Annotated in this window: 22 protein-coding genes; 12 read left to right on the forward strand and 10 right to left on the reverse strand. The window is 66.8% G+C overall.

Going from position 1 to position 22693, the window contains the following annotated elements:
- Entirely contained in the window at positions 1 to 1041 is a 1041-nt protein-coding gene (gene sepH, locus LQZ87_RS09045) for a septation protein SepH (RefSeq protein WP_230103152.1), read from the reverse strand.
- Between the two features lie 198 nt (positions 1042 to 1239).
- Here sepH and LQZ87_RS09050 point away from each other — a divergent pair, with 198 nt between their 5' ends.
- Positions 1240 to 1533 carry a DUF4193 domain-containing protein gene (locus LQZ87_RS09050; protein ID WP_144796210.1) on the forward strand — a complete coding sequence of 98 codons (294 nt, stop codon included), beginning with the start codon at positions 1240 to 1242 and terminating at the stop codon, positions 1531 to 1533.
- A gap of 59 nt (positions 1534 to 1592) precedes the next feature.
- On the opposite strand, the gene LQZ87_RS09055 is transcribed toward LQZ87_RS09050, so the two are convergent.
- On the reverse strand, positions 1593 to 2072 hold the full coding sequence (locus LQZ87_RS09055) for a DUF3093 domain-containing protein (protein ID WP_230103153.1): 480 nt from the start codon (positions 2070 to 2072) through the stop codon (positions 1593 to 1595).
- 12 nt (positions 2073 to 2084) lie between these two features.
- On the opposite strand from LQZ87_RS09055, the gene dut reads away from it, so the two are divergent.
- From dut to dxs, 5 genes are all read left to right on the forward strand, one after another.
- On the forward strand, positions 2085 to 2552 hold the full coding sequence (dut, locus tag LQZ87_RS09060; protein ID WP_230103154.1) for a dUTP diphosphatase: 468 nt from the start codon (positions 2085 to 2087) through the stop codon (positions 2550 to 2552).
- The gene (locus LQZ87_RS09065; protein WP_230103155.1) at positions 2549 to 3142 is read left to right on the forward strand and encodes a DUF3710 domain-containing protein; all 594 of its coding nucleotides are present in this window, start codon (positions 2549 to 2551) and stop codon (positions 3140 to 3142) included. Before dut ends, LQZ87_RS09065 begins: the two co-directional genes overlap by 4 nt.
- A complete protein-coding gene (locus LQZ87_RS09070) occupies positions 3139 to 3879 on the forward strand; it encodes a DUF3159 domain-containing protein (protein WP_230103156.1) in 741 nt (246 codons plus the stop codon). Before LQZ87_RS09065 ends, LQZ87_RS09070 begins: the two co-directional genes overlap by 4 nt.
- A 151-nt stretch (positions 3880 to 4030) precedes the next feature.
- The gene (locus LQZ87_RS09075; RefSeq protein WP_290368259.1) at positions 4031 to 6862 is read left to right on the forward strand and encodes an aconitate hydratase; all 2832 of its coding nucleotides are present in this window, start codon (positions 4031 to 4033) and stop codon (positions 6860 to 6862) included.
- Between the two features lie 142 nt (positions 6863 to 7004).
- Positions 7005 to 8945, forward strand: a complete 1941-nt coding sequence (gene dxs / locus LQZ87_RS09080) for a 1-deoxy-D-xylulose-5-phosphate synthase (RefSeq protein WP_230103158.1) — start codon at positions 7005 to 7007, stop codon at positions 8943 to 8945.
- A 15-nt stretch (positions 8946 to 8960) separates the two neighbouring features.
- Here dxs and LQZ87_RS09085 read toward each other — a convergent pair whose 3' ends face one another.
- The 5 genes from LQZ87_RS09085 to LQZ87_RS09105 form a co-directional block, all read right to left on the reverse strand.
- Positions 8961 to 9674 carry an SPFH domain-containing protein gene (locus LQZ87_RS09085; protein ID WP_230103159.1) on the reverse strand — a complete coding sequence of 238 codons (714 nt, stop codon included), beginning with the start codon at positions 9672 to 9674 and terminating at the stop codon, positions 8961 to 8963.
- Positions 9675 to 9797: 123 nt separating this feature from the next.
- Positions 9798 to 11942 (reverse strand): 3-hydroxyacyl-CoA dehydrogenase NAD-binding domain-containing protein, encoded by a 2145-nt coding sequence (locus tag LQZ87_RS09090; RefSeq protein WP_230103160.1) that lies wholly within the window; start codon positions 11940 to 11942, stop codon positions 9798 to 9800.
- A gap of 11 nt (positions 11943 to 11953) precedes the next feature.
- Complete coding sequence (locus LQZ87_RS09095) at positions 11954 to 13159, reverse strand: thiolase family protein (RefSeq protein WP_230103161.1); 1206 nt, start codon at positions 13157 to 13159, stop codon at positions 11954 to 11956.
- 73 nt (positions 13160 to 13232) lie between these two features.
- Complete coding sequence (locus LQZ87_RS09100; protein WP_230103162.1) at positions 13233 to 14426, reverse strand: HRDC domain-containing protein; 1194 nt, start codon at positions 14424 to 14426, stop codon at positions 13233 to 13235.
- Positions 14419 to 15000, reverse strand: a complete 582-nt coding sequence (locus LQZ87_RS09105; protein WP_230103163.1) for a DUF3000 domain-containing protein — start codon at positions 14998 to 15000, stop codon at positions 14419 to 14421. Before LQZ87_RS09105 ends, LQZ87_RS09100 begins: the two co-directional genes overlap by 8 nt.
- A 25-nt stretch (positions 15001 to 15025) precedes the next feature.
- Here LQZ87_RS09105 and LQZ87_RS09110 point away from each other — a divergent pair, with 25 nt between their 5' ends.
- Positions 15026 to 16180, forward strand: coding sequence for an alpha/beta fold hydrolase (locus LQZ87_RS09110; RefSeq protein ID WP_230103164.1), 1155 nt, complete (start codon positions 15026 to 15028; stop codon positions 16178 to 16180).
- A 6-nt stretch (positions 16181 to 16186) separates the two neighbouring features.
- Here LQZ87_RS09110 and LQZ87_RS09115 read toward each other — a convergent pair whose 3' ends face one another.
- A complete protein-coding gene (locus LQZ87_RS09115; protein WP_230103165.1) occupies positions 16187 to 16618 on the reverse strand; it encodes a SufE family protein in 432 nt (143 codons plus the stop codon).
- A gap of 19 nt (positions 16619 to 16637) precedes the next feature.
- The gene (locus LQZ87_RS09120; RefSeq protein ID WP_230103166.1) at positions 16638 to 17534 is read right to left on the reverse strand and encodes a sulfurtransferase; all 897 of its coding nucleotides are present in this window, start codon (positions 17532 to 17534) and stop codon (positions 16638 to 16640) included.
- Between the two features lie 122 nt (positions 17535 to 17656).
- Between LQZ87_RS09120 and zapE the strand changes: the two genes are divergently transcribed.
- From zapE to LQZ87_RS09145, 5 genes are all read left to right on the forward strand, one after another.
- Positions 17657 to 18688, forward strand: coding sequence for a cell division protein ZapE (zapE, locus tag LQZ87_RS09125; protein ID WP_230103167.1), 1032 nt, complete (start codon positions 17657 to 17659; stop codon positions 18686 to 18688).
- A gap of 116 nt (positions 18689 to 18804) precedes the next feature.
- A complete protein-coding gene (locus LQZ87_RS09130; RefSeq protein WP_230103168.1) occupies positions 18805 to 20043 on the forward strand; it encodes an ammonium transporter in 1239 nt (412 codons plus the stop codon).
- A 188-nt stretch (positions 20044 to 20231) separates the two neighbouring features.
- Positions 20232 to 20630: a type II toxin-antitoxin system PemK/MazF family toxin gene (locus LQZ87_RS09135; RefSeq protein ID WP_230103169.1), complete on the forward strand. Its 399-nt coding sequence runs from the start codon at positions 20232 to 20234 to the stop codon at positions 20628 to 20630.
- Positions 20631 to 20711: 81 nt separating this feature from the next.
- Positions 20712 to 20912, forward strand: coding sequence for a multidrug transporter (locus LQZ87_RS09140; RefSeq protein ID WP_230103170.1), 201 nt, complete (start codon positions 20712 to 20714; stop codon positions 20910 to 20912).
- 103 nt (positions 20913 to 21015) lie between these two features.
- Positions 21016 to 21405 carry an SPW repeat protein gene (locus LQZ87_RS09145; RefSeq protein WP_230103171.1) on the forward strand — a complete coding sequence of 130 codons (390 nt, stop codon included), beginning with the start codon at positions 21016 to 21018 and terminating at the stop codon, positions 21403 to 21405.
- A 75-nt stretch (positions 21406 to 21480) separates the two neighbouring features.
- Here LQZ87_RS09145 and LQZ87_RS09150 read toward each other — a convergent pair whose 3' ends face one another.
- Entirely contained in the window at positions 21481 to 22590 is a 1110-nt protein-coding gene (locus LQZ87_RS09150; protein WP_230103172.1) for a DUF1611 domain-containing protein, read from the reverse strand.
- Between the last annotated feature and the right edge of the window lie 103 nt (positions 22591 to 22693).

Below are 22693 nucleotides of genomic sequence, written 5' to 3' on the forward strand. Positions count from 1 at the left end.
TCAGTCGTCCGTGCGGGCGCCGAAGACGATCTCGTCCCACGACGGCATCGCATTGCGGCGACGCTTGCGACCGCCGGCGTCCTGAGGCGTCTCGTGGGCGACGGGGCGCTCCTCGGGCTCATCGTCGGACTCGAGCGAGTCGAACAGCGCGATCGGATCGGATGCGCGCGCCGGCTCGGCGTCCTCGTCGATGTCCGAGACGACCGGGGCGCTCTCGCGCTGGCCACGACGACGCCGGAGCGCCTCCAGAAGGTCGGCTGTCTCGGCGCTGGTCGTCGTCTGATCGGGAGCGCGATTGACGGCGGCCGCCTGTGCGGCGGGCCCGGAGCGCTCCGGCATGAGGGGCTCGTCGACGTCGCCCTCTGGAGCAGGCAGAAGCCGGGGACCGAAGGCGCCGGAGTCGAAGCGGCTGTCGTCCTTGTAGGGAGATTCCGTCCGAGCGCCCTCCACGGCGCGCAGACGGGGGATGAGCCCATCGGGGAGCGAGCCCTGGCGGGAGAGCTGCGTGGCATCCGCGTTCAGCGGAGACAGGGCGCTGCGGCGCGGGTCGAAGCTCCATCGTGCGTCGTGGGCGACTTCGTTGGCGGTGAACTCCAGCTTGACGATCCAGCCGGAATCCTCCTTCCAGCTCGCCCAGCGCTCCGCGCTCGCGTCGAGATCGGAGAGCTTGGTGCGGATGGCCGTGCCGAAGGTGGGCTGAGCGTCGGGCTCGACTTCGCTGCCTATGAGAACGGGAACAGCAAGGGCCTGGCCGACGACGTGCTCGCGCTCCGCGAGCACCGGGCTCTCGAATCGCGTGACCACGTCGATGCCGACGCCGAGCAGTTCAGCGGTCTCTGCCGCAGACAGGCCGGACCTGATGTGCGCCTGGATCTCGCGAGGGCTGACGGTGACGCGCGGCTTCTCATCGTCGTCGCGCCGGCGCGCACGGCGGATCTCTCGTTGCAGCACGTCATCGATGGCGAGCGCGAACCTCTCGCCTGAACCGGTGGCGAGGATCAGGAGGTCGTCTTCCGTGCCGACGATCGTGACGTTTTCCATGCGAATGCCCCTCTGATGGCTGTCCGATCATGGTGCCACGGGCGCACTCAGGACGCCGGGAATACACCGGGCGCGCCGTCAGTTTGATCTGTCGCACGGACCGGCATTTGCTTATCGCGCCGCCATCGTGCAAACTATGGCCGCCGCTTACCCGACGGCGCCCCGCCCACTAGCACCATGAAAGTGGAGATCTACCGCATGGCAACCGATTACGACGCCCCCCGAAAGAGCGAAGACGACTCCGAGTCGATCGAAGCCCTGAAGGAGCGTGTGCCGGACAAGTTGTCCGGCACGACCGGGGATGAGGACTCGGACAACCCGTCGAGCTTCGACCTCCCTGGTGCAGACCTCTCTGACCTCGAGCTCGACGTCGTCGTTCTCCCGGCACAGCAGGATGAGTTCACCTGCATGAGCTGTTTCCTCGTGAAGCACCGCTCGCAGTTGGACCACGAAGGTGCAGATGGTCCCATCTGCAAGGAGTGCGCCGCCTGACAGCAGACGCACTCACGCTCATGCGCCCCGGCCTCTCGGTCAGGGGCGCATTGTCGTTTTCAGGGTCGCATTGTCGTTTCTCGTGCCTCGCGGATCGCGGCGGCCAGTCGGTCCGGCGTGCGCGTGGAGATCGTCCAGCTGGTCACCGGATCAGCCGGATCGATGTTCTCGACGACCACCACGCCGTCGATTCCGCCGCGGATCAGATGCCATCCCCTGGCGGAGAGCCCGGCTCCGCGCGCGATGCGCGCGTCTTCGCCGGAGAGCTCGGTGACCTCGCCGAGCCACCGTGCGTCGATGTGCGCGCGTCCGGCACGCAGGACGGTCCCGTCGATGCGGATGCCGGGAGAGCCGGCGATCATCAGGACGATCAGTGCCAGCGCGACCGCCACGCCGATCAGCAGCGCGGGCAGCGACCCGAGCGGCGTGAACGTCAGTGTCAGCATCGGTGCGGCGACGGCCGCGGTCACCAGCATCCACAGGCTCGGTGAGAGGCGCTCGCGGTAGCGAACGCGCGTATCGGTGGTGGGGTTCTGCATTAGCCTCGTGGGGTGAGCGATTCCGTTGATCTCCCCATTATCGCGTCGATGATGCCTTCCTACGCCCATCCCGGTGATGCCGGCGCCGATCTCGTCGCCGCAGAGGCCGTTCATCTCGAGCCAGGAGAACGTGCGCTGGTGCCCACCGGCGTCCGCATCGCACTGCCGGACGGATACGCCGCATTCGTCGTGCCTCGCAGCGGGTTGGCCGCCAAGCATGGGATCACCATCGTGAACTCTCCCGGGACGGTGGATGCCGGGTACCGGGGCGAGATCAAGGTGAGTCTGCTCAACACCGACAGGTCGAGCGCGTACGATGTGGCGGTCGGGGACCGGATCGCACAGCTGATCATCATGCCGGTCACCAGGGCGAACTTCATCCCGGTCGACGAGCTCGAAGACAGTGCGCGCGGTGCCGGCGGGTTCGGCTCGACGGGATACCAGGCGCCCAGCGCCGAGCAGGCAGGAACAACGAAATGACTGAAGAAGAAACCACCCAGCCGTCGTCCAAGTCGGCGCCGGCGAACCGTGCCAGTGAGGGCCCGTTCGATGAATCCGAGGCGAACCCGGTTCGCCCGTACATCGACCTCGGCGGCATCAAGATCCTCCCTCGGGAGGGGCTGAACCTCCGCCTCGAGGTCGAGGAGCAGTCCAAGCGGATCGTCGCCGTCGGGCTCGATTACGCCGATTCGTCGCTTCAGGTGCAGCCGTTCGCCGCGCCCCGGACGCTCGGACTCTGGCACGAGACGCGCATGCAGCTGGTCGACCAGGTCCGTCAGCAGGGCGGTCGTGTCGAGGAGCGCGATGGTCCACTGGGCAAGGAGCTGCTCGCCGAGGTCCCCGGCCCCGCTTCCGAAGGATCCGAGCTGCGGCTCGCGCGTTTCGTCGGTGTCGACGGACCCCGCTGGTTCCTGCGCGGCGTGATCGGGGGAGCGGCGGCGTCCGACCCCGAAGCCGGGGCGAAGGTTGAAGACCTGTTCCGTTCGATCGTCGTCGTCCGTGGCGGTTCTCCCATGCCTCCGCGCGACCTCATTCCGCTGAAGATGCCGGCCACGCCGGGCTCCGCGTGAGCACGCCCGACGAGCAGCGTCCGGAGCAGGCACCGTCCTCGGCGTCCGAGGTCATCGGGGCCGCCCTCGGCGGTGCTGCGCGCAAGGCCGGGCTCGACCCCACCGAGGAGTCCAGCACGCAGAAGGTCGTCTGGTCGGCGATGGGCGGGTGGCGCGGCATCCTGGAATCGGTGCTGCCGAGCCTCGCGTTCGTCATCCTCTTCACCCTCGCCCCCGATCCGCTGATCCTGTCCCTCGGCGTCTCGGTCGGGCTCGCCGCGGTCTTCACGATCGTGCGGCTCGTGCAGAAGTCGCCGCCCTCGGCTGCTCTGGGCGGACTGATCGCGGCCGCTGGGGCCGCCGCGCTCGCGCTGTGGACCGGGCGCGGTGCCGACAACTTCGTCCCCGGGCTCATCACCAACGCCGTCTACGGCACGGTGTTCCTCGTCTCCGCGCTCATCGGCTGGTCGCTGATCGGCATCGCCGCCGGGTTCCTCATGGGGGATGCCACCGGTTGGCGCTCCGACCGCCGGAAGCGCCGGGCGTTCCGATGGCTCGGCATCGCCTGGGCTGTGCTGTTCTTCGCACGCCTGGCGGTTCAGCTGCCGCTGTATCTGACCGACCAGGTGACAGCGCTCGGAACCCTGAAGCTCATCATGGGCCTCCCGCTGTTCGCGCCCCTCATCGCCGTCACCTGGCTGGTGGTGCGAGCGCTCTATCCGCGCGCGTCGCCGCAGGACCCGGCACCCAGCGCGTGATAGATTTATCTTGACATCAAGATAAATTGCGGACTTTCGCCGAGGCTCAAACGGGCGCACACTGTTAGGTGCGCCTTGCTAGCCTCCGGCAGCCCAGGCGAGCAAGATGGAAGCGCCTGTCGCTCGCATCAGACTAGAAGGAGACGGATTCGTGTCCACGGTGAACAGCTTCGGTGCCAAAAGCACCCTGACGGTCGGCAGCACCGACTACGAGATCTTCAGGATCGACACGGTTCCCGGCTTTGACAAGCTGCCGTTCAGCCTGAAGGTGCTCCTCGAGAACCTGCTCCGCACCGAGGACGGCGCGAACGTCACCAAGGCGCAGATCGAGGCTCTCGGCTCGTGGGATGCCGCGGCCGAGCCCAACACCGAGATCCAGTTCTCGCCTGCCCGCGTGGTCATGCAGGACTTCACCGGTGTCCCCTGCATCGTCGACCTCGCCACCATGCGCGAGGCCGTCACCGCTCTCGGCGGAGACCCGAACAAGATCAACCCGCTCTCGCCCGCCGAGATGGTCATCGACCACTCGGTCATCGCCGACCTGTTCGGCAGCGAGAACGCCCTCGAACGCAACGTCGAGATCGAGTACGAGCGCAACGGCGAGCGCTACCAGTTCCTGCGCTGGGGCCAGACCGCGTTCAACGACTTCAAGGTCGTGCCCCCCGGCACCGGCATCGTCCACCAGGTCAACATCGAGCACCTGGCCAAGGTCATCTACGACCGCACCAACGGCGGCGTTCTGCAGGCTTACCCCGACACCTGCGTCGGCACCGACTCTCACACGACGATGGTCAACGGCCTCGGCGTTCTCGGCTGGGGCGTCGGCGGCATCGAGGCGGAGGCGGCCATGCTCGGCCAGCCCGTCTCCATGCTGATCCCGCGCGTCGTCGGCTTCAAGCTGACCGGCGAGATCCCTGCCGGCGTCACCGCGACCGACGTCGTGCTGACGATCACCGACATGCTGCGCAAGCACGGCGTGGTCGGCAAGTTCGTCGAGTTCTACGGTGCCGGTGTGGCGTCGGTGCCGCTGGCCAACCGCGCCACGATCGGCAACATGTCGCCGGAGTTCGGTTCGACGGCCGCGATCTTCCCGATCGACGACGTCACGACCGAGTACCTGCGCCTGACCGGCCGAGACGAGCAGGCTGTCGCCCTCGTCGAGCAGTACGCCAAGCTGCAGGGTTTGTGGCACGACGCGGACAACGAGCCCGTCTTCAGCGAGTACATGGAGCTCGACCTCGGCACCGTTGTGCCGTCGATCGCCGGCCCCAAGCGCCCGCAGGACCGCATCCTCCTGTCCGAGGCGAAGACGCAGTTCGAGCAGGACATCGTCAATTATGCCGACCCGTCCACCTCCGACTCGCTCGTCGACCTCGAGTCGAAGCACTCGTTCCCGGCATCCGACCCCGGCGCCGGTCCCGGCGACGAGGACCACGACACCCGTCCTGTGCACATCTCCAGCGGGGTCAACGGCACCTCCAAGCCGGTTCCGGTGACCACTCCTGATGGCGAGAGCTACATCCTCGACCACGGTGCGGTCACGCTCGCGGCGATCACCTCGTGCACCAACACGTCCAACCCCTCGGTGATGATGGCCGCGGGCCTTCTCGCCCGCAAGGCGCGCGAGAAGGGCTTGAAGCAGAAGCCGTGGGTCAAGACGACGCTCGGACCCGGCTCCAAGGTCGTCACCGATTACTACGAGAAATCCGGTCTCGACAAGGACCTCGAGGGCCTCGGCTTCTACACCGTCGGCTACGGCTGCACGATCTGCATTGGCAACTCCGGTCCACTCATCGATGAGGTCTCCGCCGCGGTCAACGACCACGACCTCGCCGTGACGGCCGTCCTCTCCGGCAACCGCAACTTCGAGGGTCGCATCAGCCCCGACGTGAAGATGAACTACCTCGCCTCGCCGCCGCTCGTGGTGGCGTACGCGCTAGCCGGCTCCATGCACTTCGACTTCGAGACCGATGCGCTCGGCAAGGACACCGATGGCAACGATGTCTTCCTGAAGGACATCTGGCCCACGCCCGCCGAGATCCAGGAAGTCATCGACTCGTCGATCTCGCGCGAGCAGTTCATCAAGCAGTACGCCACGGTCTTCGACGGCGACGAGCGCTGGACGAGCCTGCCGACCCCGACCGGGCCGGTCTTCGAATGGGACGAGAAGTCGACCTACGTGCGCCGTCCTCCGTACTTCGAGGGCATGAAGATGGAGCTGACCCCCGTCGCGGACATCACCGGTGCCCGCGTCATGGCGACGCTCGGCGACTCGGTCACCACCGACCACATCAGCCCGGCCGGAAACATCAAGATCGGTACACCGGCCGCGAAGTACCTCGAGGAGCACGGAGTGCGCCAGAAGGACTTCAACTCGTTCGGATCGCGCCGTGGAAACCACGAGGTGATGATCCGCGGCACGTTCGCGAACATCCGCCTGAAGAACCAGCTCGTCCGCGCCGTCAACGACGGCGCGGAGGTCGAGGGCGGCTTCACCCGTGACTTCACGAAGCCGGATGCTCCGCAGTCGTACATCTTCGACGCCTGCCAGAACTACGAGGCTGCCGGTACGCCGCTCGTCGTGTTCGGCGGCAAGGAGTACGGCTCCGGATCATCACGTGACTGGGCGGCCAAGGGCACCAGCCTGCTGGGCGTCAAGGCCGTCATCACCGAGAGCTTCGAGCGCATCCACCGCTCGAACCTGATCGGCATGGGCGTCGTTCCGCTGCAGTTCCCCGCCGGCGAGAGCTGGGAGTCGCTGGGTCTCGACGGCACCGAGGTCGTCTCGATCACGGGCCTCGAGGAGCTCAACAACGGGACCACGCCGAAGACGGTCCGCGTCACGGCCGAGCCGAGCGAGCACTCGCCCGAGGGCAAGCAGACGATCGAGTTCGACGCCGTCGTCCGCATCGACACCCCCGGCGAGGCAGACTACTACCGCAACGGCGGCATCCTGCAGTACGTGCTGCGGTCGCTGGTCTGACACCGATCGAGGGGTCCGGGTGCTTCGGCATCCGGGCCCCTTAGCGGTTCGTCCTCGGGGTATTCCCTGGCGTCGGCGGTACCATCGGAAGGTCGTCGTCCATCACGAGGAGACGACCAGTGAAGACGTTCAGGAGGTGCTGATGCCCATTCTTCCCGGCATCAACGGACCGCGCGATCTCGACACCCTCAGCTCCGCGCAGCTGAGCGATCTGGCATCCGAGATCCGATCGTTCCTCGTCGAGAACGTCTCCCGCACCGGTGGTCATCTCGGGCCGAATCTGGGCGTCGTCGAACTCACGATCGCCCTGCACCGCGTGTTCGAATCCCCGGACGACCCGTTCATCTTCGACACGGGGCACCAGTCGTACGTCCACAAACTGCTCACCGGACGACAGGACTTCTCCGCGCTGCGCGTGCGAGGGGGACTGGCCGGTTACCCGCAGCGCAGTGAGAGCCCTCACGACGTCGTCGAGTCATCGCACGCCTCGAGTTCGCTCAGCTGGGCGGACGGGATCTCCCGTGCCCTCTCGGCCACCGGCCGCGACGACCGGCACGTGGTCGCCGTCGTCGGAGACGGCGCTCTCACCGGTGGCATGACCTGGGAAGCCCTCAACAACATCTCCGACGACAACGACCGCAACCTCGTCATCGTCGTTAACGACAACGGCCGGTCCTACGCGCCGACCATCGGCGGGATGTCCCGCTATCTCAACCGGGTGCGCACCGCAGCGGCGTACAAGGACCTGCACCACCGCTCCGACCGTTTCTTCCGCCTGTTCGGCCCGGCGGGCCGTGCGCTGTTCCGCGGCGTGCGAGGCGGCACGCACGGCTTCCTCTCGCGCTTCACGAACAACGAGGCGCTGTACTCGAATCTCGACATCAAGTACCTCGGCCCCGTCGATGGCCACGACATCCCGGCGCTGATCGAGACGCTCGAGCTGGCGAAGTCCTACGGTGCGCCGGTCATCGTCCACGCGATCACCGAGAAGGGCCGCGGGTATCAGCCGGCCCGAGACGACGAGGCGGACCAGTTCCATGCGGTCAACCGCATCGACCCCGCAACGGGTGAGCCGCTGGGGTCGAGCAGCACTGGGTGGACCGATGTGTTCTCCGATGCGCTCGTGCGCGTGGGGGAGCGCGACCCGCGTGTCATCGCCATCACCGCGGCGATGCTGCGACCCACGGGTCTCGCCCCGTTCGCCGAGCGGTTCCCCGAGCGGGTCTACGACGTGGGAATCGCCGAACAGCACGCGGTCGCCTCGGCTGCCGGCCTCGCTTACGGCGGGCTGCATCCGGTCGTGGCGCTGTACGCGACTTTCATGGGGCGCGCGTTCGACCAGGTGCTGATGGATGTCGCGCTGCACAAAGCCGGTGTGACCTTCGTCCTCGACCGCGCGGGTGTCACCGGCCCCGATGGTCCGAGTCACCATGGCATGTGGGATCTCGCGATGCTGCAGATCGTCCCGCACATCCGCATCGCGGCCCCGCGTGACGGTGCGCGCCTCGCCGAGGCGCTGGATGAGGCTGTTGCCGTGGACGACGCGCCCACCGTCATCCGGTTCCCGAAGGGCGGCGTCGCGGCAGACATCGAGGCGATCGAGCGTCTGGATGACGGCGTCGACGTGCTCTCGCGCGGCGAGAGCGAAGATGTTCTCATCGTCGGGATCGGCCCGTTCGCCGCACTCGCGATGGATGTCGCCACTCGGCTGCGCGCGCAGGGAATCGGCGCGACCGTCGTCGATCCGCGCTGGGTGATCCCTGTGCAGCCGTCGATCGTCGCGCTGGCGCGGCATCACCGTCTCGTGATCACTCTCGAGGACGGCATCCGCGTCGGCGGCATCGGCACCCGCGTGCGGCAGGTGCTGCGCGAAGCAGGCATCGACACCGCCGTCGACGAGCTCGGTCTTCCCGATGAGTTCATCGATCATGCGTCGCGCGACCAGATCCTCGCGGATGCCGGGCTGACCGCCTCCAAGATCGCGCAGGACGTCGTCGCTCAGGTGCTCGGCACACGCATCCCCGTCGCACGCAACGCGGGCGAGACCGGTGCGATCGATCTACCGCTGCACGAGCGGCGCTGAGACCTCGCGCACCGCTCAGTTCAGGGCGTGCAGCGCCGCGACGGCCTCGTGGTTGCGGTCTGTTGCGCGCATGGCCTGCGAGAGCAGATGACCGTCGGTGAGCGCGTCACCGGTGATCATCACCGAGAGGACTTCGACACCGCAGGCGTGCAGGGTCTTCTCGGCGCATTCCTGAAGCACTCGGATGCCGAGCTCGGAGTTGTGGGGGAGTTCATTGCCGTCCAGCGTGCGGATGACGTCGCGCAGGGCCGCCCCGACGATGTTCGCGGCGCGCTCCTTCACGTTCACGACGTCGAGTTCGAAGACGCGCAGATCACGACCCGTCGCGATGGGACGCCACTCGAACGACGCGTGCACGAGATGCTGGTGCCCTGTGGCGCCGGTGAGCTGCCGCGCCGGGAGGTCTGTTGAGCGAACGCGCACGTCGATGAGCTTGTACCAGTAGAACATCGGGAACGCGCCATGGGTGCCTGGTTGCAGCACCACGACCTCTCCGGCGGTGCCGCGGCCGGTGCGCACCATCCGAGAGCCGGCCTTGCGGATGATGGGTTTCCCGTTCCGCGTCCGGATCGCCGCCCACCCCTCGTCGACCGTGACGATGAAGAGCTTGAGCAGCATCGGAACCACCAGCAGCGTGGTCAGCACCGCGGTTCCGCTCTTCACGAGCGTGGACATCCCTGAACTGCTGAAGATCGAGAAGAACGCGTCCATGGCTCCACTGTCGCGCATCCGGCAATCCCCAGCAGACCACAAGCGCCCTCGAGCCGAGGAGTTCACCATCATTTTCCCCGGCGTTACGCAAGAAGGGTGGGGCCGGGCTCAGCGCCCGACCCCACCCTTCGCCAGCATGCGTCAGTCGCCGATGCCGCGGATCTGCGGAGTGTGGAAGCTCGCGCCGAACACGCGCTCCGATGCACCCTCGCGGTCGAGGTACGGTGAGGCTCCACCGTCGATGAACGGCCAGCCCGCACCGAGGATCAGGCAGAGGTCGATGTCCTCGACCTCCGGCACGACCTTCTCGTCGAGCATGAGCTTGATCTCCTGCGCGAGGCCGTCCTGCACGCGCCGGAGGATCGTCTCCGCTGACGCCGGCGTCGATCCGACGGCACCCTTGAGAGCCTTCTCCGCCGCCTTGGTCCAGCCGGTAACGCGACCGCCCTTGTCCTTCTCGACGACCTGGGCGAGTTCCGCGAGCGCGTGGAAGTTCTCGTTCGCGTAGAACCGGTCGGGGAAGTGCCGCACCATCGTGTCCTGCACGTGCGCGGCGACCTTCCAACCGACGAGGTCGATGAGCTGGAACGGTCCCATCGGCAGTCCGAGCGGTCCGAACGCCTTCTCGACGTCGGCGACCGAAGTGCCTTCATAGACTGCTCGGGCCGCCTCGCCCATGACCTTCGCGAGCAGGCGATTCACGACGAAACCGGGAGCGTCTGCAGTGAGGACGGCGTTCTTTCCGAGCCCCTTCGCCACGACGAACGCGGTCGACAGCGTCTGCTCGTCGGTCACGGGCGTCTTGACGACCTCGATCAGCGGCATGACCGCGACAGGGTTGAAGAAGTGGAAACCGACCAGACGCTCGGGGTGAGCGAGCCCCGCGCCGATCTCCTCGACGGACAGCGACGAGGTGTTGGTCGCGAGGATCGCGTCCTCGGCGATGATCTTCTCGATCTCGCCGAACACCTGCTGCTTGACGCCGACCTCCTCGAACACTGCCTCGATGACGAAGTCGCAGTCCGCGTACAGGCTCTTGTCGGTCGTCCCGGTCACGAGCGCGCGGAGCTTGTTCGCCGAGTCGCCGTCGAGACGACCCTTCTGCTCGAGCTTGCCGATCTCCTCATGGATGTACTCCACGCCCTTGTCGACCCGAGCCTGGTCGAGGTCGGTGATCAGGACCGGCACCTGCAGCTTGCGCACGAACAGCAGAGCGAACTGGCTGGCCATGAGACCGGCACCGATGATGCCGACCTTCGTGACCTTCTTCGCCAGCGCCTTGTCGGGGGCGCCGACCGGGCGCTTGGCGCGTTTCTGCACGAGATCGAACGCGTACATGGATGCCGCGAACTGATCTCCGGCCACGAGCTCGGCCAGCGCCTCGTCCTCACGGGCGAAGCCTTCGGACTTCGTGCCGCTCTTGGCCTTGTCGAGCAGCTCGAGCGCCGCATAGGGCGAGCGCGGCATGGTGCCGATCTTCGACTCGAGCATGCCGCGCGCCATCTTGATGGCGATCGGCCACTTGGTGAGACGCTCGATCTTGCCCGGCTCGTTCTTGCGGTCGACCTTGGTCTTGCCGCTGAGCACGCCGTCGGCCCAGGCAAGCGAGTTCTCGAGGTAGCTCGCCGCGGGGAAGATCGCATCCATGATCCCCAGGTCGAACGCCTGCTGCGGCTTCAGCATGCGGTTCTGCTTCAGCGGGTTCGATATGACCACCTCGAGGGCGTTCTCGATGCCGATCAGATTCGGCAGCAGGTATGCGCCGCCCCATCCGGGGATGAGACCGAGGAACACCTCGGGCAGAGCGACGGCGGCGGCCGAGGCATCCACGGTCCGGTATGTCGAGTTCAGCGCGATCTCCAGGCCTCCGCCGAGGGCCAGCCCGTTCACGAACGCGAAGCTGGGGACACCCAGATCGCTGAGCGATCCGATGACCTTGTGTCCGAGTTGGGCGATCAGCCGTGCGTTGTCCTTCGACCCGACACGGCTGATGTCGGACAGGTCGGCGCCGGCAGCCAGGATGTATTGCTTGCCGGTGATGCCGACAGCCTGGATCTCGCCGGACGAGGCGCGGGCCTTCAGCGTCGCCAGCGTCTCGCCGAGCTCTGTCAAGGTGCCGGGACCGAGCGTGTTGGGGCGCGTGTGGTCACGACCGTTGTCGAGCGTGATGAGGGCCAGTGTCTTGCCGGACGCGAGGCGGATGTCGCGCACCGTGGAGTGCGTGACGACCTCGTCGTCGGCGAGCGCCTGGATGGGGGAGAAGTCGATCGTTTCGTAATCAGTCATTCCTGCATCCCTCACTTGCGCTTCTTGCCGTCGTAGAACGGGTTCTCCCAGATGACCGATCCGCCCTGGCCGAGGCCGACGCACATGGCGGTCAGACCGTAACGGACATCGGGCCGCTCGGCGAACTGCGCGGCGAGCTGGATCATCAGGCGCACACCGGATGCCGCCAGCGGGTGCCCGAGCGCGATCGCGCCGCCCCACTGGTTGACACGGGGATCGTCGTCGGCGATGCCGAAGTGGTCGAGCAGCGAGATGACCTGGATCGCGAAGGCCTCGTTCAGCTCGAACAGGCCGATGTCGGAGATGTCGAGACCAGCCTTCTTCAGCGCTTTCTCGGTCGACGGGATCGGGCCGATGCCCATGATCTCGGGCTGCACGCCCGCGAACGCGAACGAGACGAGCTTCATCTTCGGCTGCAGACCGAACTCCTTGACGGCGCCGCCGCCGGCGAGCAACGACATGGTCGCACCATCGGTGAGCGGCGATGAGGTACCCGCTGTGACACGGCCGTGCGGGCGGAACGGCGTCTTCAGCGCAGCCAGATCCTCCATGGTCGTCTGCGGGCGTCGGCCCTCATCCTCCGTTGCCAGACCCCACGCGCCTGCGGCGTCCTTCACAGCGACCGACACGAGATCGGGCTGGATCTTGCCGGCGTCGTACGCGGCCTGCACCTTGTGCTGGCTGAGCATGCCGAAGCGGTCGGAGCGCTCCTTGGTCAGGTGCGGGAAGCGGTCGAAGATACGCTCCGCGGTGACGCCCATGTTCAGGGCACCGGGGTCGACCATCTTCTCGGCGACGAAACGCGGATTCGGGTCGGCGTTGCCGCCGATCGGGTGGTGACCCATGTGCTCGACACCGCCGGCGAGGGCGAAGTCGTACATGCCGATGCCGATCGACGCGGCCATGGTCGTCACGCTGGTCATGGCGCCGGCGCACATGCGCTCGACGGCGAGGCCGGGGACGGTGTTGGGGAGACCGGCGAGGATCGCGACGGATCGTCCGAGAGTCAGCCCCTGATCACCGGTCTGCGACGTCGCTGCGATGGCGACGTCGTCGATGCGGTCCGCGGGAACCGCGGAGTTGCGCTCCATGAGACCGATCGTCGCCTTCACGGCGAGGTCGTCCGCACGGGTGTTCCAGTACATGCCTTTTTCGCCGGCGCGCCCGAACGGGGTGCGCATGCCATCGACGAAGAAGACGTCCGAGATCTCGGCCACTCTGCCTCCAAGGGTTGGGATTGAGTTCAGCCTAGGAGCGCGGTCATGGCGAACGGAATCGGTTGGATCGAACCTACGATTCCGAAGCGAGGGCCGGGTCGGGCGATTGAGCAGCTTCTACAAAGGCATCCACGATCTTCTGTGCAGTGTGCTCAATCTGCCACGGGCGAGCACCGAATGCTTCCAGCGCCCCGGCGACAGCATCCGTCGTAAGAGCCGGGGGCGTCCAGGCGAGTCTGCGCAGCGTCTCGGGCTTGAGCAGGTTCTCGGTGGGCATGTGCAGCGCCTCCGCGACCTCCTCGACAGCAGGACGTGCAGCCTTCAGACGTGCGTCGGCCTCAGGATTGCGCTCAGACCATGCCCGCGGCGGAGGCAGTGCGTCGCTGGGGACGCGCGTCTTGGGCAGGTCTTCCGTCTCACGCCCTCGGACGATCGCCTTCCACCAGCGGTCGAGCTCCGACCGGCTTGCGCGGCCGTTGAACGCCTGCACGCCTGCCAGAGCCTGCTTCGACTGAGGGCTCGCCAGCACGGCGGCCACCAGAGAGCGGTCAGGCACCAGGCGCCCGGGGGAGGTGTCCTGCTGCTGCGCGTACTCCTCGCGCGCTTCCCACAGCGACCTGGCGACGGCTAGGTTTCGTGCACCCTTCACCTGGTGCAGACCGCTCAGGCGGCGCCAGGGGTCCTCCCGAGGCGGTCGAGGCGGCTGGGCGAGCGTCGCGGCGAACTCCTGCGCGGCGTACTCCGTCTTGTCCTGTTCTTCCAGCTCGGCGGCGATCTTGTCGCGGACGTCGATCAGGTGCAGCACGTCGAGGGCGGCGTACTCCAGCCAGGATTCGGGCAGGGGCCTGGTCGACCAGTCGGCCGCCGAGTGCTCCTTCTTCAACGTGACGCCGATCGTGTCCTCGACGACGGCGGCGAGACCGACGCGCTCATGGCCGAGCAAGCGCGCTGCAAGCTCGGTGTCGAAGATCACCGCCGGCTCGAGTCCTAGCTCGCGCAACGACGGCAGATCCTGGCTGGCGGCGTGGAAGACCCACTCGAGGTCCGCGATGGCCTCCTGCAGCGGTGCGAAGTCGCCGACGGCCGGAGGGTCGAACAGGAAGACGCCCGCATCCCTGCGGAAGACCTGCACGAGATACGCGCGCTGCGAGTACCGGAACCCCGATGCGCGCTCGACGTCGACCGCGACGGGGCCGGTACCGGCGGCCAGGGTGCGGCATGCCTCTTCGAAACGGGAGAAATCGTCGATGACGGAGTACTCAGTCACGACCTGCCTTTCGCGCGCCGAACACGGCGATGTTCTCGGAGCCGGGCGGGAGACCGGCGAGCATACCGACGAGTTCGGCCCATGCTTCAACGTGCGGCCGGAACGGCTCTTCCGGCGTCCAAGAAGAGCGTAGTTCGATCTGGGCGCCATCGCCTTCTGATGCCAGAGATCCGAAACCCTTGGAGATCGTCTTCGTCGACGTTCCTGATGCCGAGTGATACTGCGCATCGCGGGAATCGAGGGCGTCCACGAGCCACGACCACGTGACGTCGGAAAGCAGCGGATCCGTGCCGATCTCCGGCTCGAGCGGTGCCTGGGCGAACGCGACGATGCGCCAGGGGCCGGCCCAGGCCGACGGCTCATCCGGATCATGGAGCAGTACGAAGCGGCCGGTGCCGTAGATCGACGTGCCGTGCTCGTCCGGTCGGACGTCTGCGGCGAGCGCGATCGAGAACGGCGCGAGGCCCTGCGGTGCGGTGATCTCGCGCACCACGATGTCCGTGCGGAACGTCGTCGCGCGAAGTTCGTCGGCAACGCGCGCGAACTGCGCTCCGGCGTCGGGGTGTGCGCTCACGGTGTCAGGCTAGAGTCAGGAAGCGATGAAGAGTCTCAGGCACGCCGTTGCTCTGCTGGTACCCGCGCTGCTCGCGTTCGCCGCGGGAGCGGCCGTCCTGGTGTTCTCCATCGGGCGTCGGGTCGTCACCCCGAAGTCGCGGGTGGCGGACACCGAGATCCTCGCCGTCGACACGGGAGCGCAGACGATCGAACTGCGCAGGACCCCCGATACCGAACTCCCGGGTCGCTACGGCCTGTTCACGACGGGGACGTACGGCTACGTGAAGCTCGGGGCCGTGCTCAGCGCCGATGCGAAGAGCGTGCGCCGCAAGCTCCTGACGAAGATCGAGCCCGGCGCGCAGATCGACCGCGCAGCCGGTTTCAGCGGCTGGTACTACTCGTCTCCGACCGAGCTGCATCTACCGTGGGAACCGGTGCTGATCGGTTCGCCTGCCGGGCCGTGCCCGGCGTGGTTCTTCCCCGCTGAGTCGTCGACCTGGGTGATACAGGTGCACGGCCGCGGTGTCACGCGGGCCGAGTGCCTGCGGGCGGTTCCGGTGTTCCACGCCATGGGGCTGCCGAACCTCGTCGTGTCCTACCGCAACGACGGCGAAGCGCCCCGCAGCCGCGGTGGCTCCTATGGGCTCGGCGCGTCGGAATGGCGCGATGTCGATGCCGCGATCGGATACGCCATGCGTCACGGCGCTGTGCGGGTGGTGCTCATGGGCTGGTCGATGGGCGGCGCCATCGCGCTGCAGACGGCGCTTTCGTCCGGCAACCGTCAGGCGATAGCAGGGCTCGTTCTCGACTCGCCGGTCGTCGACTGGCGCACGGTGCTGAAGTTCCAGGCGCACGCCACCGGGATCGTCGACCCGCTGCCGGCGCTGGCGATGAACGCGCTGTCCTCGCCGCTCACCGCTCGTCTGAGCGGTGCAGAGGACGCGATCCCGTTCGACAAGCTCGACATGGTCGCGCGGGCTCAGGAGCTGACGATCCCGACTCTCATCCTGCACAGCGATGACGACGGGTTCGTGCCGGCGGACGCATCGCACGCGTTGGCGGCTGCGCGTCCGGATCTCGTCACGATGCCGTCGTTCTCCGTCGCCAGGCACACGAAGATCTGGAACTACGATCAGATCGGCTGGACGGCTGCGATCACCGAGTGGATGAGCGCCAACGGGCTCAGCGCGTCGGACTGACCGCGATCAGCGCTTGTGCGAGACCTGACGCTTGACACGCATCAGCATCCCCGTCATCCCGCCGATCCGAAGCGGTGAGACCGCGCGGGTCAGGCCGATCGACTGCGGGTAGTCGTCGGGGATCGAGAGGACCTGATCGGCGGTGAGACCGGTGATGCCCTGGACGAGGATGCTGGCGAAGCCGCGGGTCGTCGGAGCCTCAGGCGGCGCCGTCGCGTGCATCGTGACGATGTCGTCGTCCACCTCGACGTAGATGTACACCGGGGACTGGCACTCAGCGACCCGTTCGGCCATCTCCGGGTGCGCGGCGACCTCGTCGGAGACAACGGGCAGCTCCTGCGAGAACTCCAGCAGAAGCTGAAGGCGCTCGGCCTCGGGGAGCTCGAGGAAGTCGTCTCGGATCTCCGCGAGGGCGTCTGGAACCTGAGGGCTGCTCATTCCAGCAATCATTCCACGGTCAGAGCGCGCCGGGCTCGCTTCCCGTGACGATCGGAACGCGCACGGCGCTGCCCCACTCGGTCCAGGATCCGTCGTAGTTGCGGACGCTGTCGAAGCCCAGGAGGTGCTTGAGGACGAACCAGGTGTGACTGGAGCGTTCGCCGATCCGGCAGTAGGCGACGATGTCGTCCCCCTCGGCGATGCCTGCGCCGTCGCGGTAGATCGCGTCGAGCTCGGCACGGCTCCTGAATCCGCCGTCCTCGGCGACCGCCTTCGCCCATGGCACGCTCTGCGCGGTGGGGATGTGCCCTGCGCGCAGCGTGCCCTCCTCCGGGTATGCGGGCGCTGTCGTGCGCTCACCGCTGTACTCCTCCGGCGAGCGGACATCGATCAGCGGCCCCTGTCCGATGAACCCCAGCACGTCGTCCTTGTACGCGCGCAGCACCGAGTCGTCCCGCTCGACGACCGGATAGTCGGTCGGTGCGGGAGTGGAGACCTCGGTCGTCATCTCGCGGCCCTCGGAGATCCAGCGGTCGCGACCGCCGTCGAGGAGACGCACGTCCTCATGTCCGAACAGAGAGAACACCCACAGCGCGTACGCGGCCCACCAATTGTTCTTGTCGCCGTAGATGACGACGGTGTCGTCGCGCGAGATGCCCTTGCGGCTCAGCAGCGCAGCGAATCCCTCGCCGTCGACATAGTCGCGGACGACGGGGTCGTTGAGTTCGGTGTGCCAGTCGACCTTCACCGCGCCGGGGATGTGGCCGGTCTCATAGAGCAGTACGTCCTCGTCGGACTCCACGACGACCAGCCCCGGCTCCCCGAGGTGAGCTGCCAACCACTCGGTGCTGACGAGCCTGCCGGGCTCGGAGTACTCTGCGAACTTCGGGACGCTCGTGTCGAACGCGATGGTCATCGGACACTCCTCGGGTGGATGGGCCTCAGGGGTGACGGCGTAGTGTTGAGCCGTCCCCTTCGACATTAGAGCCGTTCGGTGCGCCCGGCGCCGGATCCGTAAGACTTCGACACAGGAATCGCATGACCGAACCGATCCACCTCACCTCGCGTGAACCCGTCGTCACCGGACCCGAGATGCTCGCCAGCCTCGTGCCGCCGCCGCAGTTCGACGGCGCCACGTTCGAGAGCTACCGATCGGATGACGCGTACCCGTCGCAGGCCGAATCGAAGCAGCTGCTGCAGCGGTTCGCCGGGCGAGGAGGCCCGGCCAAGAAGGGCGGCTTCTTCAGCCGTGCCAAGAAGGAGCCGGACCTCAAGCCCGGCGTCTATCTGGATGGCGGCTTCGGCGTCGGCAAGACCCACCTGCTGGCGTCGATCTATCACGCGATGCCGGCCCGTCGTAAGTACTTCGGCTCGTTCATCGAGTACACAGCGCTCGTCGGCGCGCTCGGCTACAAGAACACCGTCGATCTGCTGCGCGGTTCCGACCTGCTGTGCATCGACGAGTTCGAGCTCGACGACCCGGGCGACACGATGGTCATGACCCGCCTGCTGGGCGAGCTCGTGGCATCCGGCACCCGACTCGCCGCCACCTCGAACACGCCGCCCAACGCGCTCGGAGAGGGACGGTTCGCCGCGCAGGACTTCCTGCGCGAGATCCACGCCATGTCGGACAGCTTCGAGACGATCCGCATCGACGGCACCGACTTCCGGCAGCGGGCGCTCGACGGCAAGGCCGTCGTCCTCTCGGACGCCGAGTACCAGAGCGCGATCGCATCGGCACAGAGCGTGGCATCCGATGATGTCTTCGGCGATGTGGTCCGACACCTCGCCAAGGTGCACCCGTCGCGATACATCCGGCTGATCGACGGTGTCTCGCTGGTGGGGCTGCGCGACGTTCACGTGCTCACCGACCAGTCCGAGGCGCTGCGATTCGTCGCGTTCGTGGATCGCGTCTATGACGCGCAGGTGCCGATCGTCGCCACCGGCGTGAGCCTCGACCAGGTGTTCGCCGAGGAGATGCTCGGCGGCGGTTACCGCAAGAAGTATCTGCGCGCCATATCCCGGCTCAACGCTCTGACGCATTCTGCGCAGGTGCAGAGCACCCCGTAACGCGATGTTCACACGGGGGGCCGTGGTGTAACAGCGCCGAAACAGGAGACGTGCATTCCGGAAACGGAGCCTCGACACACTGAAGCTCTCAACTACTTCGGATGTGAGGTTTTCCTATGGATGCTCCCGGCAACATCTCGTGGGGTATTACCGCCACGGCGCTCGTGCTCCTCATGACGCCAGGCGTCGCGTTCTTCTACGGCGGACTCGTCAAGGCCAAGAGTGTCGTCAGCATGATGATGATGAGCTTCGGCTCGATCGGTCTCGTCGCCGTGCTGTGGATCCTGTTCGGCTTCTCGATGAGTGCGGTCGACAGCCCGACGGCTTTCGCCGGCAACCCGTTCGCGGACTTCGGCCTCAGCGGCCTGGCTGCGGGAGACGGCTCCAACGTCGCCCTCCTCGGCGTCGCCTACGGTGCGACCTTCGCGATCATCACCATCGCCCTGATCTCCGGTGCGATCGCCGATCGGGCGAAGTTCGGCAGCTGGCTGATCTTCGCCGGTGTGTTCGCGACGGTCGGATACTTCCCGATCGCGGCATGGGTGTGGGGCGGCGGATGGATCATGAACCTCGGCACCTTCCTGTTCGGGGAGGACAGCGGTATCGGAGTGATCGACTACGCCGGCGGTACAGCAGTGCACATCAACGCCGGTGCGGCGGCTCTGGCTCTGGCGCTCGTCCTCGGCAAGCGCATCGGATTCCAGAAGGGCATCCTCAAGCCGCACAACGTGCCGCTCACGCTGCTCGGCGCGGCTCTCCTGTGGTTCGGCTGGTTCGGCTTCAACGCCGGTGCGGAATGGCTCGCGGATGACATGGGCGGTGTCGGCCTGATCGGCCTGAACACCCTCGGTGCCACCGCGGCCGCCATCCTCGGCTGGATCCTCGTCGAACGCATCAAGGACGGGAAGGCCACGTCGGTCGGCGCGGCGTCCGGTGCTGTCGCCGGTCTCGTCGCGATCACCCCGGCGTGCGCGAATCTGACGCCTGGCTGGTCGCTGCTGCTCGGTGCTCTCGCTGGTGTCGTCTGCGCCCTCGCCGTGGAGCTGAAGTTCCGGCTCGGCTTCGACGACTCGCTCGATGTCGTCGGCATCCACCTCGTCGGCGGTCTGCTCGGAACCGTGTACCTCGGCTTCTTCGCCACCGGCACCGGACTGTTCGTCGGCGGTGACGCCCGTCAGCTCGTGGTCCAGGTCATCGCCGCCTTCGGAGTGCTGATCTACGCGTTCGTGGTGGCCTACATCATCGGTTTCGCGATCCAGAAGACGATCGGATTCCGGATCACGAATGAGGACGAGATCGCCGGAGTCGACTCTGTCGTCCACGGCGAAGAGGGGTACGCACTCGTCGACGCATGATCAGGCAGGATGCCGGTCGGTAGGGTGACGGGGTGAGTTCTTCCCCGAGCATCCTCCGTCAGCTGGCGGACCTCGTCATCAGGGCATTGTCGAGCAGAACGTCCCGGACTCCCGCAACGGAGCCGGGACGTTCTGGCGCGTCGGGGCAGGCGGAGCCAGGAGCGGGGCGCTCGCAGGGGAGCGGGACCGTGCAGGTCGACCCCGACCGCGTACCCGGGCTCCAGGTCGACTACTCGCCGTCGAAGGACGGAATGCCCGACTCGGGCGAGGTCATCTGGACCTGGGTGCCCTACCAGGAGAACGATGGGCGCGGCAAGGACCGTCCGGTCCTGGTGATCGGCAGACAGTCCGCCGATCGCGTGTACGTCGTGCGGATGACGAGCAAGCCTCATGAGCACGATCGCGACTATCTCTCGATCGGCCGCGGCGACTGGGACTCGCAGGGACGCGAGTCATGGGTCGACATCGAGCAGCTGTACAGCGTGCACGCGCGCGGGATGCGGCGCGAAGCAGCCGTCCTCGACCGTGGGCGTTACGACCGAGTGTCCGAAGCGCTCGTCCATCGGTACGGGTGGGCGGTGCGCTGAGTTCCTGACGCTCGCTACCAACACGGACGTGCCGGCGCAATCCCCTCAACAGCCGGACGAGCGGCGCGTAGGTTCGGAGACATGTCCGGCGAAGATATGACTTTCGAAGAGAAGCGCCACGATCAGCTCACGGCGGCCCCTGACGCGACCGAGGCCGACGCCGCGCCCCGCGTCGAGGTTACGGAGCACGATGGGGTGAAGCGGGTCGACGTGGCAGAGGACGCGGCCGTGCGTCCTGGCCCGGGGCCTGGCATGCCGGAAGCGGACGGCGAGGCCGACTGAGCGTTCTGCCGGTGTGCGGATCCGGGAATATCCGATCCGAAACCCGGAGCGCACCGAACCTTCTGTGACACCGCGCAACGCGGTGGTACTCAAGGAGGAAATCATGCGCTTCATCCCCACCAAGGTCCACGGCGTCCTCGACTACATCGTCGGCATCGCCTTGATCGCCGCACCCTGGCTCTTCGGATTCGCGAGCGTCGGCGGTGCTGCTGTCGTCATCCCGATCGTGCTGGGCATCGGGCTCATCGTGTACAGCCTCTTCACGAAGTACGAGTGGGGTCCGTTCGGGTTCATCCCGATGCCGGTGCACCTCGTCTTCGACATCGTCGCGAGCCTGTTCCTCGCGCTGTCGCCGTGGATCTTCGGATTCGCCGGTGAGGCATTGAACGTGTGGCTCCCGCACGTGGTGGTCGGTGCCGCCGTGATCGTCGTGGTGATCTTCTCGAAGCCACAGCCGGCGAGCACTGCGACGCGTACCGCCGCGCGCGCCTGAGATCGGGGGCCCGACGCGCATCTCCCCGTCAATCGGACAGGGGAGATGCGCGTTGTGGTGCGCGATTCCGCGTGGTCAGACGCGCTCGGACGCCGCTTTCGCAGTCAGCATCGGGAAAGCCGCGAGCACCATGTCGACCAGCGCACTCAGCGGGCGGGTCAGCGGATCTGTCGCAGGTACGCCGATCTCCAGTTCGATGGCGTCGATGGCCGCGGCGATCTGCGTGACCGACAGGTTCTCGTGATTGACCGTCACGCCGATCACGCGGGTCTCGGCGAATGCTTCGATGAGCGCGACCTCACTGGCGATAGTGGGCATCGGTACCATGGGGAAATCCCCGAGAACCTCTCTGCCCGGGGCGTGCTGCACGATCACACCGGCGGGTCTGCTGCCTCGAAGGATGTGCGCGGACGTCAGATATGCAGGATGGCTCAGCGCTCCCTGTCCCTCCACGATGATGATGTCGGGGTCTTCACCTTCAAACGCGGCGACGACCTGATTCTCGACCTCGCCCGAGCAGAACTGCGGGACGAGCGCGTCCAGAGCGACCCCGTAACGACCGCCCTGGATGATCGTCGTCTGCCCGGTGCCCACCATGACGGCGCGGATACCCCGCTCGTTGAGCGCCTGGACGAGGAGCGTCGCGGTGGTCCGCTTGCCGATTGCGCCGTCGGTCCCGAGGACGGCGATGCGCGGGCAGGTCACATCGAAGATGCGCCCCGAGAACAGGTGGAGGTCCTTCGTGTCTTTCGGACGTCGCACGTCGGTGATGGTCACGCCCGCGAGAAGCGCTGCGGCGACGAACTCCGCATCATCGTTCAAGAACTCGTGCAGGCCGTTGATGATGTGCATTCCGTCGACGATGCCGTCAAGCAGGACGATTCGCTGGGCGGGGGAGAGGAGTCCGTTGGCCGGTGCGACGCCGCAGATGAGGTAGTCGGGAACCGTGCCCGCATGTGCGAGTGCTTCGGCCAGACTCGCGAATATCGGGATGCCGCTGGGCTTGCCGTCGAGCTGCGCACCGGCGTCCGCACCGGCGAGGCGGCTGTCGATGACGCTGAGGATCTTGTACTTCTCCGAGTGTCGGACAAGGCCGTTCGCCGTCTTGCCATCCTGTTCGCCGAATTGGCCTTCGCAATACACGATCGCGGTCGAGCCGATCGGAAGCGCAGGGCCTGTGGGCACGTTGTTGGGCAGGGTATGCGAGTGCACTGAAATCGGGTCTCCTCATGATCATCCAGAGGAGGCGACGGAGAACGAAATGGCCGGATACGGCCCGTTGGTCGAC

This window comes from Microbacterium sp. Bi121 (assembly GCF_918698005.1).
In the GTDB taxonomy this organism is placed as follows: Bacteria; Actinomycetota; Actinomycetes; order Actinomycetales; family Microbacteriaceae; genus Microbacterium.

What these genes read in the sequence shown, in the direction of transcription:
- LQZ87_RS09050 (WP_144796210.1), top strand. Translation starts at nt 1,240, where the DNA reads ATGGCAACCGATTACGACGCCCCCCGAAAGAGCGAAGACGACTCCGAG.
- LQZ87_RS09065 (WP_230103155.1), top strand. Translation starts at nt 2,549, where the DNA reads ATGACTGAAGAAGAAACCACCCAGCCGTCGTCCAAGTCGGCGCCGGCG.
- sepH (WP_230103152.1), bottom strand. Translation starts at nt 1,041, where the DNA reads ATGGAAAACGTCACGATCGTCGGCACGGAAGACGACCTCCTGATCCTC.
- LQZ87_RS09090 (WP_230103160.1), bottom strand. Translation starts at nt 11,942, where the DNA reads ATGACTGATTACGAAACGATCGACTTCTCCCCCATCCAGGCGCTCGCC.
- LQZ87_RS09085 (WP_230103159.1), bottom strand. Translation starts at nt 9,674, where the DNA reads ATGCGCGACAGTGGAGCCATGGACGCGTTCTTCTCGATCTTCAGCAGT.
- LQZ87_RS09055 (WP_230103153.1), bottom strand. Translation starts at nt 2,072, where the DNA reads ATGCAGAACCCCACCACCGATACGCGCGTTCGCTACCGCGAGCGCCTC.
- zapE (WP_230103167.1), top strand. Translation starts at nt 17,657, where the DNA reads ATGACCGAACCGATCCACCTCACCTCGCGTGAACCCGTCGTCACCGGA.
- LQZ87_RS09145 (WP_230103171.1), top strand. Translation starts at nt 21,016, where the DNA reads ATGCGCTTCATCCCCACCAAGGTCCACGGCGTCCTCGACTACATCGTC.
- LQZ87_RS09120 (WP_230103166.1), bottom strand. Translation starts at nt 17,534, where the DNA reads ATGACCATCGCGTTCGACACGAGCGTCCCGAAGTTCGCAGAGTACTCC.
- LQZ87_RS09110 (WP_230103164.1), top strand. Translation starts at nt 15,026, where the DNA reads ATGAAGAGTCTCAGGCACGCCGTTGCTCTGCTGGTACCCGCGCTGCTC.
- LQZ87_RS09130 (WP_230103168.1), top strand. Translation starts at nt 18,805, where the DNA reads ATGGATGCTCCCGGCAACATCTCGTGGGGTATTACCGCCACGGCGCTC.
- dxs (WP_230103158.1), top strand. Translation starts at nt 7,005, where the DNA reads ATGCCCATTCTTCCCGGCATCAACGGACCGCGCGATCTCGACACCCTC.
- LQZ87_RS09115 (WP_230103165.1), bottom strand. Translation starts at nt 16,618, where the DNA reads ATGAGCAGCCCTCAGGTTCCAGACGCCCTCGCGGAGATCCGAGACGAC.
- LQZ87_RS09140 (WP_230103170.1), top strand. Translation starts at nt 20,712, where the DNA reads ATGTCCGGCGAAGATATGACTTTCGAAGAGAAGCGCCACGATCAGCTC.